This is a genomic window from Streptomyces sp. NPDC002499 (assembly GCF_053595415.1).
Window position 1 is genome coordinate 208,733 of record NZ_JBSFXO010000017.1, and the last position, 14,165, is coordinate 222,897.

The following is a 14,165-nucleotide window of genomic DNA, read 5'->3' on the forward strand; positions in this document are numbered from 1 at the left end:
ACCAGCCAGTGAGATCGGCCGAACATGGTCTAGACCGCTCATGATCGACTGCTAACGTCGCCCCGACGGCACAGGACCGAGAGGGGACAGCGGTGACAGACGGCGGCGGGCGGCGGCGCAGGGCCTTCATCGGATCGTTCACGGCGGCCGGGGGGCCCGGGATCGTGACGGCGGCCGTGGCCGCGAGGGGCGGTGCGCTGATCGCCCTGAGCAGCGTCGACGGCGTGCCCGACCCGTCGTATCTGGCCCTGGCACCCGGCGGGAACACCCTCTACGCGGTCAGCGAGACGGCGCAGGGCGCGGTCGCCGCCTACCGCGTGAGCGGGCCGCGGCCCGAGCGGGTCGGACCGGCGGTGCCGGTCGGCGGGCAGGAGCCCACCCACCTCAGCGTCTTCGCCGGCCACGTCCTGACCGCCAACTATGGCTCGGGCAGCGTCACCGCCGTCCCCGTGCGCGCCGACGGCACCCTCGCACCGGCCCCCTCCGGCATCCTGCGCCACACCGGCTCCGGTCCGCACACGCGCCGCCAACAGGGGCCGCACGCCCACCAGGTGCAGCCCGACCCGAGCGGGCGCTGGGCGGTCAGCGTCGACCTCGGCACGGACTCGGTGCGGGTGTGCGCCCTGCGCGACGGCGCCCTCGAACTGCACCGGGAGATCGCCCTGCGCCCCGGCTCCGGACCCCGCCACCTGGCCTTCCACCCGGGCGGCGGCTACGCGTACGTGCTCAACGAACTCACCCCGACCGTCACCGTGTGCCGCTGGGACGCCGAGAACGGGTCCCTGAAGCCGCTCACCGAGGCCCAGGTGCTGCCCGGGGCCCCGGCGGGCGACGCCTATCCCTCCGGGATCGTCGCCGCACCCGACGGCCGCTTCGTCTGGACCGCGACCCGCGGCGAGGACGTCCTGTCCACCTTCGCCGTCGAGGGCGCGGAACTCCGGCTGATCGGCACGGTCCCCTGCGGCGGCCACTGGCCCCGCGCGCTCGCCGAGTCGGAGGGATTCCTGTACGTCGCCAACGAGCGCTCCGGCGATGTGTCCTGGTACGCCGTCGACCCGGCCACGGGCCTGCCGCGCTACGAGGGCTCGCTCCGGGTGCCGGCCGCGTCCTGCGTGATCTTCGACTGACGCCGGCAGGCGTACCCGCCCCCGGCATGCCGAGGGCCCGTCCCGGTGTTCGGGAGCGGGCCCTTCGGCGTTCCTGCGGCCGTGCCCGCGCGTCAGCGGACCGGCGCGCCCTGCGGCTGCGGCGGGACGATGCCCAGGGCCGACGTGTACTTGGACAGGGCGAGCTTGCCGATCGCCGGGTACGGACCGAGCGCCTCGGCGGCGGAGCAGCCCGCCTCCTTGGCCGCGGCCTCGATCAGACCGGGGTCGATCTCGGGCCCTATCAGGTACGGCGCGAGCGCCAGCTGCTGCGAGCCCGAGGAGCGCAGCTGCTCGGCGATGGCCGCGATCGAGCCCTCCTGGTCCAGGGCCGCCGCCATCACCGGCACGGCCAGGCGCGCGGCGAGCAGCATGCCGGTGATCCCGGCCGCCTGCACGGCCTCGTCGCCGCCCACGGAGGCCAGGACGATGCCGTCCGCCGCGGTCGCCACGGTGAACAGCCGGGCGCGGTCGGCGCGGGCCAGACCGGCCTCCGACAGCCGCACGTGCAGAGCCTCGGCGAGCAGCGGGTGCGGGCCCAGCACATCGGTGAGGTCGGCCGCGACGCGGCTGTCCATCACGGCCTGGCGGACCTGACGCAGCAGCGCGCTGTCCGGTCCTGCCAGCAGCGGTACGACGACGCCGACGGGGCCGTCGGGCTCCTTGACGTCCAGTCCGGCGGCCTTGGCCTGCTCGAACCGGGCGGAGCGCTCTTCGGCGGCGTGCACGAGCACGGCCTGCAGGGTGGGGAACTCCGCGTCGTCACCGTCCAGGTAACCGATGCGGGCGTCCAGGCCGGGCAGCTCGGAGCGAGCGATGCTCACGACCTCCTCGGCGAGGCTGCGCGTGCCGGCGCTGGGCGTGCCCGGCACGGCGAGCACGAGCGCGGGCGCGCCCTCGGGAGCAGCCAGCGGCTCGGGACGGCGGTGCCGCCCGGCCTGGCGAGGTCGCGGCATTCGTACTGGCAGGCCGGACGCGGGCCCAGTGGGGGAGCTCATGGCGTCGCATGTTACTGGCTTCCTGGGCTCCCCTGTTCGGGGAGGGTGCAGGTGAGCGGTATCCGTCCGGTTTTGTCTGATGAGTTACGTACGAATCGGAAGTGATCGGCCGCTGTCGATCACTCCCCCGAGGTGGTGACCACGGACAACATCGCCGCGTCACCCGGCAGGGTGAGCGTCCCCGCCGCCAGGTCGGCCGCGATCCGCACCGCCCCCGCCAGGGGGTCGCCGGCGGCCGTCACCCGCCGCGCGGACGGCAGCACGCTCGCCAACTCCTCTGCCAGCGGTACGAGGAGCGGTTCGCCCATCCTGAACAGGCCCCCGGTGAAGGCGATCCGGGGGTCGCCCCCGGTCGGGCACACCGCGGCCGCGGACTCGACCATGTGCCGGGCCGCCGAACGCAGAATGCCCATGGCCACGGGGTCGTGCTGCTCGGCGAGGGCGGCGACCTCGGGCACGAAGGAGGCGAGGACGGCGGGCCGGTCCGAGCGGGGGTAGACCCGGCCCGGCAGCCCTGAAGCGGGGCCGAACAGCTTCTCGGCCCTTGCCAGCAGCCCCGCCGATCCACCGGGCCGTCCGTCGTAGGCGCGCAGTGCCGCCTCGAGTCCGGCCCGCCCGATCCAGGCACCGCTGCCGCAGTCGCCCAGCAGATGCCCCCAGCCGTCCGCGCGACTCCAGCTGTTCAGGTCGGTGCCGACGGCGATCAGACCCGTACCGGCGGCGACCACGGCACCGGGGTGCGCGCCGAGCGCTCCCGTGTACGCGGTGACCGCGTCGGCGGCGAGTGCGACCGTCCGGACCCCGAACTCCCGCCGCAGGTCGGCCGGAAGCTCCGCGCGCAGGGCGTCGCCCAGGGTGGCGAGCCCGGCGGCACCGACGGCGGCCGTGCGCAGTGCGGTCACTCCGCTGTCGGCGAGCAACACCCGCACCATGGGCCCCAGTTGCTCCATCAGATGCCCGGGGTCGATCCCCCGTGCCCCCGTGCGCACCGGCTCCGGCGACTCGCGCCGGGCCAGGACCGTCCCGTCGCCGGTCGCGACCACGACCCGCAGGCCGGAGCCTCCGGAGTCGACGGCGAGGACGCCGGCCCGGTCCGCTCCGGGACCCGGTCCGCCGCTCGCCCCGCCGGTCACGGCAGGCGCCAGTCCACCGGCTGTCCGCCCTGCCCGATCAGCAGGTCGTTGGCCCGGCTGAAGGGACGGGACCCGAAGAAGCCGCGGTCGGCCGACATGGGGGAGGGGTGCGCGGACTCCACCGACGGCAGATTGCCGAGCAGGGGGCGCAGATTGCGCGCGTCACGCCCCCACAGGATGGACACCAGCGGCTTGCCGCGCGCCGCCAGGGCCCGTATCGCCTGCTCGGTGACCGCCTCCCAGCCCTTGTCGCGGTGCGCGCCCGGCTTGCGCGGGGCCGTGGTGAGCGCCCTGTTGAGCAGCAGTACGCCCTGGCTGCTCCACGGCGTCAGATCGCCGTTGGCGGGCTGGGGCAGGCCCAGGTCGGTGTTCAGCTCCCGGTAGATGTTGATGAGGCTGCCGGGCAGCGGACGCACCTCGGGCGCCACCGAGAACGACAGCCCCACCGCATGCCCCGGTGTCGGGTACGGATCCTGTCCGACGATCAGGACGCGTACGTCGTCGAAGGGCTGCTGGAAGGCCCGCAGGACGTTCGGTCCGGCCGGTAGATAGGTGCGCCCGGCGGCGATCTCCGCGCGCAGGAAGTCCCCCATCTCGGCGATCTTTCCGGCGACGGGTTCCAGGGCCTGCGCCCAGCCCGCTTCGACGATTTCATGCAACGGTCGTGGTGCCACGGGCGTCACCCTACTGCCGTAACGACCGTGGAGATCAACCGATGGCCAACGCCCGGTGCCCGACCGGAAGTTCCCCTCGCCTGATTGACCCCCGGCTGATTGATCTCCGCCTGATTCACCCCCGCCTGGTTCATCCGACCACCGCGGCCCGCACGCACAGCACGTCCGGCAGATGGGAGGCCAACTGCCGCCAGCTGTCGCCGTCGTCGGACGAGGCGAACACCTCGCCGTTGCGATTGCCGAAGTACACGCCCGCCGGATCGGCGTCGTCGGTGCACAGCGCGTCGCGCAGCACGGTGCCGTAGTGGTCCTCCTGGGGCAGCCCCGCCGTCAGGGGCTCCCAGCTCTTGCCCGCGTCGGCCGTGCGGAAGACCCGGCACCGGCGGTCGGCGGGCACCCGGTCCGCGTCGGCGGTGATCGGGAACACGTACGCCGTGTCGCCGCGGTGCGGGTGGGCGGCCGCCGCGAAGCCGAACGTGGAGGGCAGGCCCTCGCCGATGTCCTTCCACTGCGCGCCGGCGTCGTCGCTGCGGTAGACACCCCAGTGGTTCTGCAGATACAGCCGGTCCGGGTCGGCCGCGTCCTTGGCGATCTTGTGCACGCACTGCCCGAACTCCGGGTTCGGATCGGGCAGGAACACCGCCGCGACACCGGAGTTGGAGGGCGCCCAGCTCGCGCCGCCGTCGGCGGTGCGGAACACGCCGGCCGTCGAGACGGCGACCGTCACGGCCTGCGGATCGCGCTCGTCGGTGAGCACGGTGTGCAGACCCTCACCGCCACCGCCGGGCACCCACTTGGAGCGGGTGGGGTGCTCCCACAGCGGCCGGACCAACTCGAAGGTCTCCCCGCGGTCCTCCGAGCGGTACAGCGCGGCCGGTTCCGTACCCGCGTACACCACATCCGCCTCGGCGGCCGCCGGGTGCAACTGCCACACCCGCTCCAGGGAAGCGCCCGTGTCCTTGGGGAACTTCACGGCGGGCTGCGCCGGTTCGGTCCACGTGCGGCCCAGGTCGTCGGAGTGGAACACCGACGGGCCCCAGTGGGAGCTGTCCCCGCCGGCCAGCAGGCGCGGCCGGTCGCCGCGGGTGTCTACGGCGACCGAGTACACGGCCTGCGCGTTGAAGTACGGGCTCTCGTCGAACTCCCATGCGCCACCACGCCGCCGCCCGATGAACAGGCCTTTGCGCGTGCCCACGGCGAGTAGTACCTCGGTCATGCCGATCACCTCCGCGACGTCTTTGTCCCAGACACCTGCCAGTCTGCACCCCGCCACTGACAGTCACCCCCGGACGTGTCATCACCACAGGTCAGAGGGGTCACGGCGGCTTGACGCGGCACTGCGGCCGATCCTTTTCGGCCAGTCGCGCGGGCGATTTCGCGCAGACGCCTGCGCGATCGGGACCTCTCGTGCGACCGTCGCCTGGGGGACTCGACCTGAGCATCCAGCGGCCTTCGCGCGTATGGGAGGACGGTCTGGATGGTCGTGCGCTCATGAGGAGGATGCCTTCGATGGCGTTCCGTGGTCCGAAGGTGTGGCTCTGGCGCTGGCGGCGCAATCCGCTCAAGCGCCGCGCCGACGCGGTGGAGGCCTGGGTGGTGCTCGGCACCTTCCTGTTCACCGTTCTCGCGGGGGTGCTGGCGGGCCTCGCGGCAACCCACTCCGTCGAGCAGGGTCTGGCGCGTGAACGCGTCGAGTGGCATGCCGTCGAGGGACACCTCACCGAGAAGGCGCCCGGTACGGCAGCCGCGCGCTCCGGCGCGGCGAGCGGCGACAGAGTGTGGGGCAAGGTGCGCTGGACCGCCCCCGACGGCTCCCGGCACACCGGTCAGGTCAGGGTCCGCCCGGGCAGCACCGCCGGCACCGAGGTCACCGTGTGGACGGATCCGCAGGGCCGCCTGGTCACCAAGCCCGCCACCGCCGCCGAGGCCCAACTGAGAGCCTCGCTCATCGGCGTCCTGGTGGGGGCGGGCGCCGCCCTGGTCCCGTTCGTCGGCGGCCGCATGCTCTGTGGCCGTCTGGAGCGCCGCCGCATGGCCCAGTGGGACGCCGAATGGGCCGGCTTCGACCCCCTGTGGGGGCGCAAGACCAGGGCCGACGGGGACACCTGACCCCTACGCGTCCCGCAGCGCTCCCCGGCAGATCCGCAGCAACCGTTCGTCCTGGTACACCTCGCTGCCGTACCTGGCGGTCGGGTCCTGATGGCGACGCGTCTCCGCCAACTCCGTGCGCAGCAGGTCATGGAGGGGTGCGCCCGCCGGGCCCAGGTCGGCGACGCGCGCGGCGATCACGCAGCGCGTGTCGGGGTTCTGGGCCCAGGCGGCCCGGAGCAGTGGGACGGCCACGTCCGGGTCGCCGCCGATCCGCCACACGGCGCACGCGCCGTCCAGCCGCTCCCAGAAGTCGTCGGACCCGGTCATGGGGTACAGCTCGGGCAACGCGGCGCGAGCCGCCGGGCCCAGCAGCCCCAGCGCCCCGGCCGCCGCCCGTGGCCGGAACCCGCGACCGGCCGCCAACTCCCGCCTCAGCACGGGCAGTACGGCGGACGCGTCACCCTCCACCAGCCACAGGGCCTCCGCCGCGGCGATCGCGGACTCCGTGTCCAACAGCCTCCGCAGCGCGGGTATCGCCTCCCGCGCGGCCGGCCCGAACGCCCCGAGCGTCTCCACCGCGGTCTTCACCACCACGTCGCGGACCGGCAGTTCGTCGGGCATGCCCAGCAGCAGGCGCAGCACCTCGGGCACGCACCGCGTGTCGCGCAGCGCCGCGAGCGCGTGCAGCAGTGGCGCCCCCTGGTCGTAGGCCCGGCGTGAGTCGAGCGGCACGGCGCCGAGCCTGCGCCGCAGTTCGGGGGCGAGGGGAGCGGCGGCCGGGGCCAGATGGGCGATCAGGTTCCCCAGCTCGTCCGGCACGACGGGTGCGGCCAGCATCTCCGCCAGGACGGGCACGGCCCGCGGATCCCCGGTCCTGGCCAGGGACTTGACCGCCTCGCCCACGGTCGGCGCCCCGTGCTGCCACTGCCGTACCCGCAGCTCGGGACGGGAGGTCACCAGCGCGAGGAGGTGGTCGGCGGCCGGGGCGGCCAGCGCGAAAAGATCGCCGAGGGCGGACTCCGCGGCCTCCCGCAACCGGTCGTCCGGAGTGGTCAGTTGGGCGCCGATGAGCGTCACGAGCTCCCGGTAGTCGGCCCGCCAACCCCGCAGCAGCCCCGACGACATCCACACCGCGTTGCACCGGTCGGTCGTGGACGGACTGTTCAACTGGCCCGCCAGCAGGGCGATCCGGTCGGCCACCCGCCCGTCGAGCGCGGTGTGCAGGGTGCGCAGCAGCTGCGCACCCTCCTCGTCCAAGGGCCGCAGCTTCCGCAGCTTGCCGATGAGGGTGTCGGTGTCGGGCCGGTCGGGCTCCTCCGACCGACACGGCGGCCGCTCGGACCGGTCCCGCAGCAGTCGTACGACGGTGGGCACCAGGTCGGCCGGGAGCCGTTCGGGCGCACAGCCGGCGAGCTGTCCCAGCGCGGCCAGCCGCAGTCCCGGGCCGAACGGCGGCGCGCTCTGGACGGCCAGGAGGTCCACCGCGCCGGCCGCGTGCCCGGGGTGCCGGCGGGCGAGGACGCCCAGGCTCTCGGCGAGCGCGAGCAGCACCCGGTCGTCGCGCTCCACGGTGATCCGCTCGCGCAACAGGCCCAGCACGCGCGCCGGTTCGTCATGGAACCGCGCGAGCGCGACCGCCGACGTCCGCCGGACCCCGGCGTCCCGATCCGCCGTCAGCCGGGCGAAGACCTCGGCGCCCGCGCGGACCGCGGCGCACGCCATCGCGTAGGCGTCGTCGGCGATCTCCTCCCGGGGCTCGCCCTCCTGGCCGATGCTGACGAGCAACTCCACGATCCCGGACCGCTCCCGCACCGCCTCGTTCGCCACGAGTTCGAGGAGAAACGGAATGCAGGCCAGCGTCGAGTCGTACACGTCACCCTGGTGGTGCACCCCGCCGTACATCGCGTCGAGCGCGGTCTCCCGCTCGGCGGGGTCGGCGGAGGCCAGCCCTCTCAGCAGTACGGGCACGTCCTCGGCGCTGCCGTAGGCATGCCGCATCGAGGCCCAGTCGACCTCGTCGATCCCGCTGAACACGTAGCCCTCCCCCGGAGATGTGCCTCCTCTTCGTGAGTCTGCACCACCGCACTGACAACGAAGCGGAATCGGGAGATGACTCTGGGCCAACTGTGCTCAGGCAGCCGGAAACTGCTCAGTCCGCGGGCAGCGCGCGGTCCAGGATCGCGCTCAGATCGGCGGTGTCGGGCAGGGTGCCGAAGGAGTGCCCCCAGTCGCCGCCCAGCCGGGTCGCGCAGAAGGCGTCGGCGACCGCGGGCGGGGCGTGCCGGACCAGGAGGGAGGCCTGGAGGGTGAGGGCCATGTGCTCCACCAGTCGGCGTGCGCCGGTCTCGGAACCGTTCACCAGCAGGTTCTCGAGGCGCGTCACGGCGGCGTCCAGCCGGGCGTCCGCGCCCTGGGCCAGGGCGAGTTCGTCGAAGAACGCCTGGGCCGTGCCGGGCTCGCGCCTGAGCGCCCGCAGCACGTCCAGCGCGTTGACGTTGCCCGAGCCCTCCCAGATCGACAGCAGCGGAGCCTCGCGGTAGTGGCGGGGCATGCCCGACTCCTCCACGTAGCCGTTGCCGCCGAGGCACTCCAGGGCCTCCGCGGTGAAGGCCGGACCGCGCTTGGTGACCCAGTACTTGCCGACGGCGGTCGCGATCCGACGGAAGGCCGCCTCGCCCGCGTCCCCGCGCACCGCACGGTCGGCGGCCCCCGACAGCCGCAGGGTGAGCGTCGTGGCCGCCTCGGACTCCAGCGCGAGATCGGCCAGCACATTGCGCATCAGCGGCTGGTCGACCAGCCGCGCCCCGAACGCGCTGCGGTGGCGCGCGTGGTGCCCCGCCTCCACCAGCGTCTTGCGCATCAGGGTCGCCGACATCATCACGCAGTCGAGACGGGTGCAGTTGACCATCTCGATGATCGTCTTGACCCCGCGTCCCTCGGGTCCGACCAGCCAGGCGACGGTCCCGTCGAACTCCGGCTCGGAGGAGGCGTTGGAGCGGTTGCCCAGCTTGTCCTTGAGGCGCTGGATACGGAAGGTGTTGCGGCTGCCGTCGGGCAGGATCCGCGGCACCAGGAAGCACGAAAGGCCCTCCGGCGCCTGCGCGAGGACCAGGAAGACGTCGCACATCGGCGCCGACGTGAACCACTTGTGCCCGCGCAGGGTGTACACGCCGGGCTCGGCCGTCGGCGTCGCCGCGGTCGTGTTCGTCCGGACGTCGGAGCCGCCCTGCTTCTCCGTCATCCCCATGCCGGCCAGCAGCCCCGACTTCTGTGTCGGCACCCGCAGTTCGGGCTCGTACTCACGGCCGGTCAGCAGGGGCTCGTAGACCTTGGCGAGGTCCGGCTGGGCGCGCAGGGCAGGGACGGCCGCGTACGTCATCGACGTGGGGCAGCCGTGTCCGGCGTCGGTGTGCCCCCACACCAACCCGCCCGCGCTGCGGGCCACATGGGCCCCGGGCCGCGCGTCCGCCCACGGCGCGCCGGCCAGGCCCTCGGCGATCGAGGCGCGCATCAGGTGGTGCCAGCTCGGGTGGAAGTCGACCTCGTCGATCCGGTTGCCGTACCGGTCGTGCGTGCGCAGCACCGGCTCGTGGGTGTTGGCCTGCTCGGCCCACTCCTGCGCTTCGGCACTGCCGGCCCGCAGACCGAGCCGCCGGATGCCCTCCTCGGCCCAACCGGCGCCTTCCCGGCGCAGCCCTTCCAGCAGGGCGGTGTCCTCGGAGGCGTCGTAGGGCGCCAGGAGCGGGGGCTGGTTGGTGACGTCGTGCGTGGCGTTCAGCGGCTGCCGTGTGGGTGCGGGTGTCGAGACCATACGGCCATGTTGCATCTTTCTTGCGGTCGTAGCAATGATGCAACAAGAAGTCGCACGTAAGGTACGTGACCATGCGCATGAACGTCGACGAGCGGTCCGGCGAGGCCGGCCTGCGGCCCCTGTCCGCGCGGTCGGTCGTGCTGAGCCTGCTGCTGGGCACGCATCCGCCGCAGCTCGCGGTGAAGGACCTGGTCCGCGCGGTGGAGCCGTTCGGCGTCGGCGGCTCCACGCTCAGGGCCGCGCTCAGCCGGATGGTGGCCGCCGGCGACCTGCGCCGCGCCGACGCCGTCTATCGGCTCAGCGACCGGCTGCTCGCCCGTCAGCGCCGTCAGGACGAGGCCGTGCACCCCCGCACGCGCGCGTGGGACGGCCACTGGGAGATGCTGGTGATCACCGCGACGGGCCGCGAGCCGGCCGAACGCGCCGTACTGCGCGCCCGGTTGACCGCCCTGCGCCTCGCGGAACTGCGTGAGGGAGTGTGGCTGCGCCCCGCCAACCTGAACCGCACCCTGCCGGCCGACCTGGAGTCCGTGGCCCAGTCCTACACGGCCCGCCCCGACCGCCCGGCGCCCGAACTGGCCGCGTCCCTCTGGCCCTTGGACGCCTGGTCCGCCACCGCCCGCTCCCTGCTGACCCACCTCGCCGAGGCCGACCGCCCGGCCGACCGCTTCACGACCTTCGCCGCGGTCGTACGCCACCTGCTCGCCGACCCGGTCCTGCCCACCGAACTCCTCCCCGCCGACTGGCCGGGGGAGCCCCTGCGCACCGCCTACGCGGAGTACCAACGCGAGATCACCGGGTCCCTCGGGGCCATCGGTCTCGACGGACCCGCTGGACCCGGTGATTGACCACCCGGCCTACTTGTAAGTGATGTCGCTGGTCGCGTACTTGCAGTAGGTCGAGTCGGGTCCGGTGCCGTTCGTGGTCGGCTCGGCGCCGGTGTTGTTCCCGATGTACTTCTGGCAGGGGATGATCTTCTTGCTGGAGTCCCCGACGATGGTGATCTTCTTCAGGGTCGCGCTGTCGCCGTAGTTGGTGTTGATGCCGACGAGCCTGCTGCCCTTGTAGGTCGCCTCGATGGTGTTGAGGTTGATCGTGCGCTTGTACTGCGTCTTGCAGTTGCCGCACGAGCGGACGAACGTACCGAAGGTCTGCGCGGCGAAGTTGGAGACGTTCAGGGTCCCCGCGCCGTTGAACTGGAACACCTTGTCGCTGGCCTCCTTCGCGCCACCGCCGGAGACGGTGTACACGTTCGACGACGAGGAGCCCAGGAAGGTCGCCGCGTCCTCGCCGACGTCCTCCCACCACACGTTCTGGAGCGTGCAACTGCCCAGGCAGTGGATGCCGTCGGCGGCCGGGGCGCCGATGATGACGTTCTTGAGCGTGGCGCCGGCCGCGAGTTCCAGGATCGGCCCCTGGTCCTCGTCCTGGCTGCCGCTGCCGAGGTCGCCGCTGCCGTACAGGCGCAGCATCCCGTAGTCCTTGGTGCCGGACACGGAGATGGTCTTGGTGACCGCCTGACTGCCGCTCGCGGTGGGCCAGGTGGCGGCGCTGGCGGGCGAGAATGTGCTGGATGCCATGAGCATGCCAACAGTGAGTCCGAACGTCGCCACCGCGCCGGTGAGGGCGCGTGGCCGTATGGAAGAAGTCATGTCCCGATTCCTTCTCCGAGGTGGGGGAGTGGTCAGAGCTTTCCGGTGCCCGCGCCCGCGGTCACCGAGGCGACGACGGTCGAGGCGGGCTCGGCGGTGTAGCCGTACGGCGGACTGGTGAAGGTGCCGACCTGCGAGACCTCGGTGGCGGCCCCGCCGAGGTCGTTCCCGGTGAGGTTGGCGTAGCCGTCCACGTCGCTGTCCCGGTTGGTGGTCACGGCGACCTCGGTGTCCCGGAACACGTTGTTCTGGACGAGCATCTGGGCGCCCATGCGCGAGTGCACGGCGGTCGAGGCGCCCACGACGTAGTTGTCGTAGAAGTGCCCGGTGCCGAAACGCAGGCTGGGGATACGGGAGTTGACCCGGTCGAACCAGTTGTGGTGGTACGTCACCCGCAGATGCCCGGTGTCCTCGCTCGCGTTGTTGTCGCTGTGGCCCACGAGCGAACCCTTGTAGTGGTTCTTGAAGGTGTTCCAGGAGACGGTGACGTAGTCGGAGCCGTGATTGATGTCGAGCAGGCCGTCGTAGTAGTCCTTGCCGTGGTCGAGGTCGGACGAGAAGGCGTTGTGGTCGAGCCACACCTTCGTGGAGGCCTGCACGGTGATGCCGTCGGCGGGCGCGACCGGCTTGCTGATGTTCAGGTTGCGGACGACGACGTTGGTCACCTTCTTCAGCCGCAGCCCGCCACCGGTGAACCCGGACGCCGAACCGACGCCCAGCACCGTCGTGTTGGACCCGATGTCGACCTGACCGCTCAGCGAGATCAGGCCGTTCACCCTGACCACCTTCGAAGTGCTGCCGGTGACCGCCGACTTGAAGGCGTCCAGTGTCGACACCGTGACCGCCGTGGCGCTGCCGCCACCCGTGGTCCCGGCACCGAACCCGACCGGCGAGGACTCGGCCGCGGCGACCGGCTGGGGGACGGCGAGGGCGGCGGCCACGGCGAGGGCGGCCACGGCCGCCGTCGCCAGCGCGGATCTTTGCGGATGTGCACGTGGGGGGCGAGTACGCATGCGGGTGCGTCCCTTCGGGAGGTGTGCCGAGTTCGTGTACGTGACTGATGTACGCCAATCTGAACGACATGCACGGGCATCGCGACCGATTGGCGGCGACTTGCCCTCGGCCGGTCACACTGCTGAACGGAACGTAGAGGGCAAGCGCTTTCTAGTCAACGCTTTGCGCAGCAGGTGTTCCGTCTGTGCTGGTGGATGGCAAGGGCTGTCTGAAACGGCCCGCAGTGCTGCCGTGGGAGCGCTTCCATGGTGGTCGTGTTCATGCCACTATGCCGAGCGAACGCCTGCCTTCCGCGAGAGGAGCATGGACGTGCCCCCACCCACCCGCACCGCCACGAGGAGACCGCCGCGGCCGGTCCTCCTGGCACTCTTCGCCGCGCTCGTGCCGTTACTGGCGGCCGCACTCCTCGGCGCGGCCGCGCCACGGACCGCCGCCCGCACCCAGTCCCCGGCCGCCGTCCCCACCGCGACGCTCACCGAGGTCACGGACTTCGGCAGCAACCCCAGCAACCTGCAGATGTACGTGTACGTCCCGGGCAGCGTCACCGCGCACCCCGCGGTCCTGGTGGCCGTGCACTACTGCACGGGATCCGGCCCGGCGATGTACTCGGGCACCGAATTCGCCTCGCTGGCCGACCGGTTCGGGTTCGTCGTGGTCTATCCGTCGGTCACGCGAGCCAGTAAGTGCTTCGACGTCTCCTCGCCGCAGGCCCTGCACCGGGACGGCGGCAGCGACCCGGTCGGCATCAAGTCGATGGTCGACTGGGTCACCCGGACCTACGCGGCCGACCCGACGAGGATCTTCGCGACGGGCATCTCCTCGGGCGCGATGATGACGAACGTCCTGCTCGGCGACTACCCGGACGTGTTCGCGGCCGGCGCCGCCTTCTCCGGGGTCCCGTTCGGCTGCTTCGCCACCACGGACGGCTCCGAGTGGAACAGTGCCTGCTCGGGCGGCACCGTGCTCCACACCCCGCAGGAGTGGGGCGACCTGGCCCGCGGCGCGTACCCCGGCTACGTCGGCCCGCGCCCCCGCATGCAGCTCTGGCACGGCACCGCGGACGACGTCCTGCGCTACCCCAACTTCGGGGAGGAGATCAAACAGTGGACGAACGTCCTCGGCGTCAGCCAGACCCCGGCCGCCACGGACACCCTCGCCACCGGCTGGACCCGCACCCGCTACGGCGGCACCGGTGACCGTGCCCCCGTCGAGGCGATCAGCCTCCAGGGCACCGGCCACAACCTCTACGCCTACGGCATGGCCGCCCGCGTCCTCACCTTCTTCGGCCTGGACGCCGACGGCCCCGCGCCTCAACCCCCGCCGGGCGCCTGCAGAGTCACGGCCACCACCAGCGCCTGGAACACAGGACTGACCGCCGCCGTGACGATCACCAACACCGGCACGACGACGATCGACGGCTGGCACCTCGCCTTCACCCTGCCGTCCGGGCAGGCGATCACCAACGGCTGGAACGCCACGTACGCCCCGGCCTCCGGCTCGGTGACCGCGACGAACGCGTCGTACAACGCGACGATCGCACCGAACGCGAGTGTGTCCCTGGGCTATCAGGCGACGCACACCGGGAACAGTGCGGCGCCGGGTGCCTTCGCGCTCAACGGGACGGTCTGCGCGACGGGTTGACCCGGT

Annotated in this window: 12 protein-coding genes; 4 read left to right on the forward strand and 8 right to left on the reverse strand. The window is 72.5% G+C overall.

Translation table 11 applies throughout. The annotated features are described in order from the left end of the window. Nucleotides 1–92: 92 nt before the first annotated feature. Nucleotides 93–1,127, forward strand: a complete 1,035-nt coding sequence (locus ACWD5F_RS41270) for a lactonase family protein (protein WP_451261342.1) — start codon at nucleotides 93–95, stop codon at nucleotides 1,125–1,127. Between the two features lie 92 nt (nucleotides 1,128–1,219). Here the strand turns inward: ACWD5F_RS41270 and ACWD5F_RS41275 are convergent, their stop codons facing one another. From ACWD5F_RS41275 to ACWD5F_RS41290, 4 genes are all read right to left on the reverse strand, one after another. Then, a complete protein-coding gene (locus tag ACWD5F_RS41275) occupies nucleotides 1,220–2,143 on the reverse strand; it encodes a sirohydrochlorin chelatase (RefSeq protein ID WP_401726304.1) in 924 nt (307 codons plus the stop codon). 119 nt (nucleotides 2,144–2,262) lie between these two features. After that, complete coding sequence (locus tag ACWD5F_RS41280; protein WP_451261343.1) at nucleotides 2,263–3,276, reverse strand: N-acetylglucosamine kinase; 1,014 nt, start codon at nucleotides 3,274–3,276, stop codon at nucleotides 2,263–2,265. Continuing rightward, nucleotides 3,273–3,950, reverse strand: coding sequence for a uracil-DNA glycosylase (locus ACWD5F_RS41285; protein WP_401726300.1), 678 nt, complete (start codon nucleotides 3,948–3,950; stop codon nucleotides 3,273–3,275). Before ACWD5F_RS41285 ends, ACWD5F_RS41280 begins: the two co-directional genes overlap by 4 nt. Before the next feature lie 130 nt (nucleotides 3,951–4,080). Continuing rightward, the gene (locus tag ACWD5F_RS41290; RefSeq protein ID WP_451261344.1) at nucleotides 4,081–5,166 is read right to left on the reverse strand and encodes a WD40/YVTN/BNR-like repeat-containing protein; all 1,086 of its coding nucleotides are present in this window, start codon (nucleotides 5,164–5,166) and stop codon (nucleotides 4,081–4,083) included. 293 nt (nucleotides 5,167–5,459) lie between these two features. On the opposite strand from ACWD5F_RS41290, the gene ACWD5F_RS41295 reads away from it, so the two are divergent. Continuing rightward, nucleotides 5,460–6,059, forward strand: a complete 600-nt coding sequence (locus ACWD5F_RS41295) for an Rv1733c family protein (protein ID WP_401726297.1) — start codon at nucleotides 5,460–5,462, stop codon at nucleotides 6,057–6,059. 3 nt (nucleotides 6,060–6,062) lie between these two features. Here ACWD5F_RS41295 and ACWD5F_RS41300 read toward each other — a convergent pair whose 3' ends face one another. Both ACWD5F_RS41300 and ACWD5F_RS41305 read right to left on the reverse strand, forming a co-directional pair. Next, nucleotides 6,063–8,075 (reverse strand): HEAT repeat domain-containing protein, encoded by a 2,013-nt coding sequence (locus ACWD5F_RS41300; RefSeq protein WP_451261345.1) that lies wholly within the window; start codon nucleotides 8,073–8,075, stop codon nucleotides 6,063–6,065. 115 nt (nucleotides 8,076–8,190) lie between these two features. Then, nucleotides 8,191–9,852, reverse strand: coding sequence for an acyl-CoA dehydrogenase family protein (locus ACWD5F_RS41305; RefSeq protein ID WP_451261346.1), 1,662 nt, complete (start codon nucleotides 9,850–9,852; stop codon nucleotides 8,191–8,193). Nucleotides 9,853–9,923: 71 nt separating this feature from the next. On the opposite strand from ACWD5F_RS41305, the gene ACWD5F_RS41310 reads away from it, so the two are divergent. After that, the gene (locus ACWD5F_RS41310; RefSeq protein ID WP_451261347.1) at nucleotides 9,924–10,700 is read left to right on the forward strand and encodes a PaaX family transcriptional regulator C-terminal domain-containing protein; all 777 of its coding nucleotides are present in this window, start codon (nucleotides 9,924–9,926) and stop codon (nucleotides 10,698–10,700) included. 9 nt (nucleotides 10,701–10,709) lie between these two features. Here ACWD5F_RS41310 and ACWD5F_RS41315 read toward each other — a convergent pair whose 3' ends face one another. Then, the gene (locus tag ACWD5F_RS41315; protein ID WP_451261348.1) at nucleotides 10,710–11,504 is read right to left on the reverse strand and encodes a pectate lyase; all 795 of its coding nucleotides are present in this window, start codon (nucleotides 11,502–11,504) and stop codon (nucleotides 10,710–10,712) included. Nucleotides 11,505–11,536: 32 nt separating this feature from the next. Further along, nucleotides 11,537–12,517: a pectate lyase family protein gene (locus tag ACWD5F_RS41320; RefSeq protein ID WP_451261349.1), complete on the reverse strand. Its 981-nt coding sequence runs from the start codon at nucleotides 12,515–12,517 to the stop codon at nucleotides 11,537–11,539. A 304-nt stretch (nucleotides 12,518–12,821) separates the two neighbouring features. Between ACWD5F_RS41320 and ACWD5F_RS41325 the strand changes: the two genes are divergently transcribed. Beyond that, entirely contained in the window at nucleotides 12,822–14,159 is a 1,338-nt protein-coding gene (locus ACWD5F_RS41325) for an extracellular catalytic domain type 1 short-chain-length polyhydroxyalkanoate depolymerase (RefSeq protein WP_451261350.1), read from the forward strand. Nucleotides 14,160–14,165 lie beyond the last annotated feature (6 nt).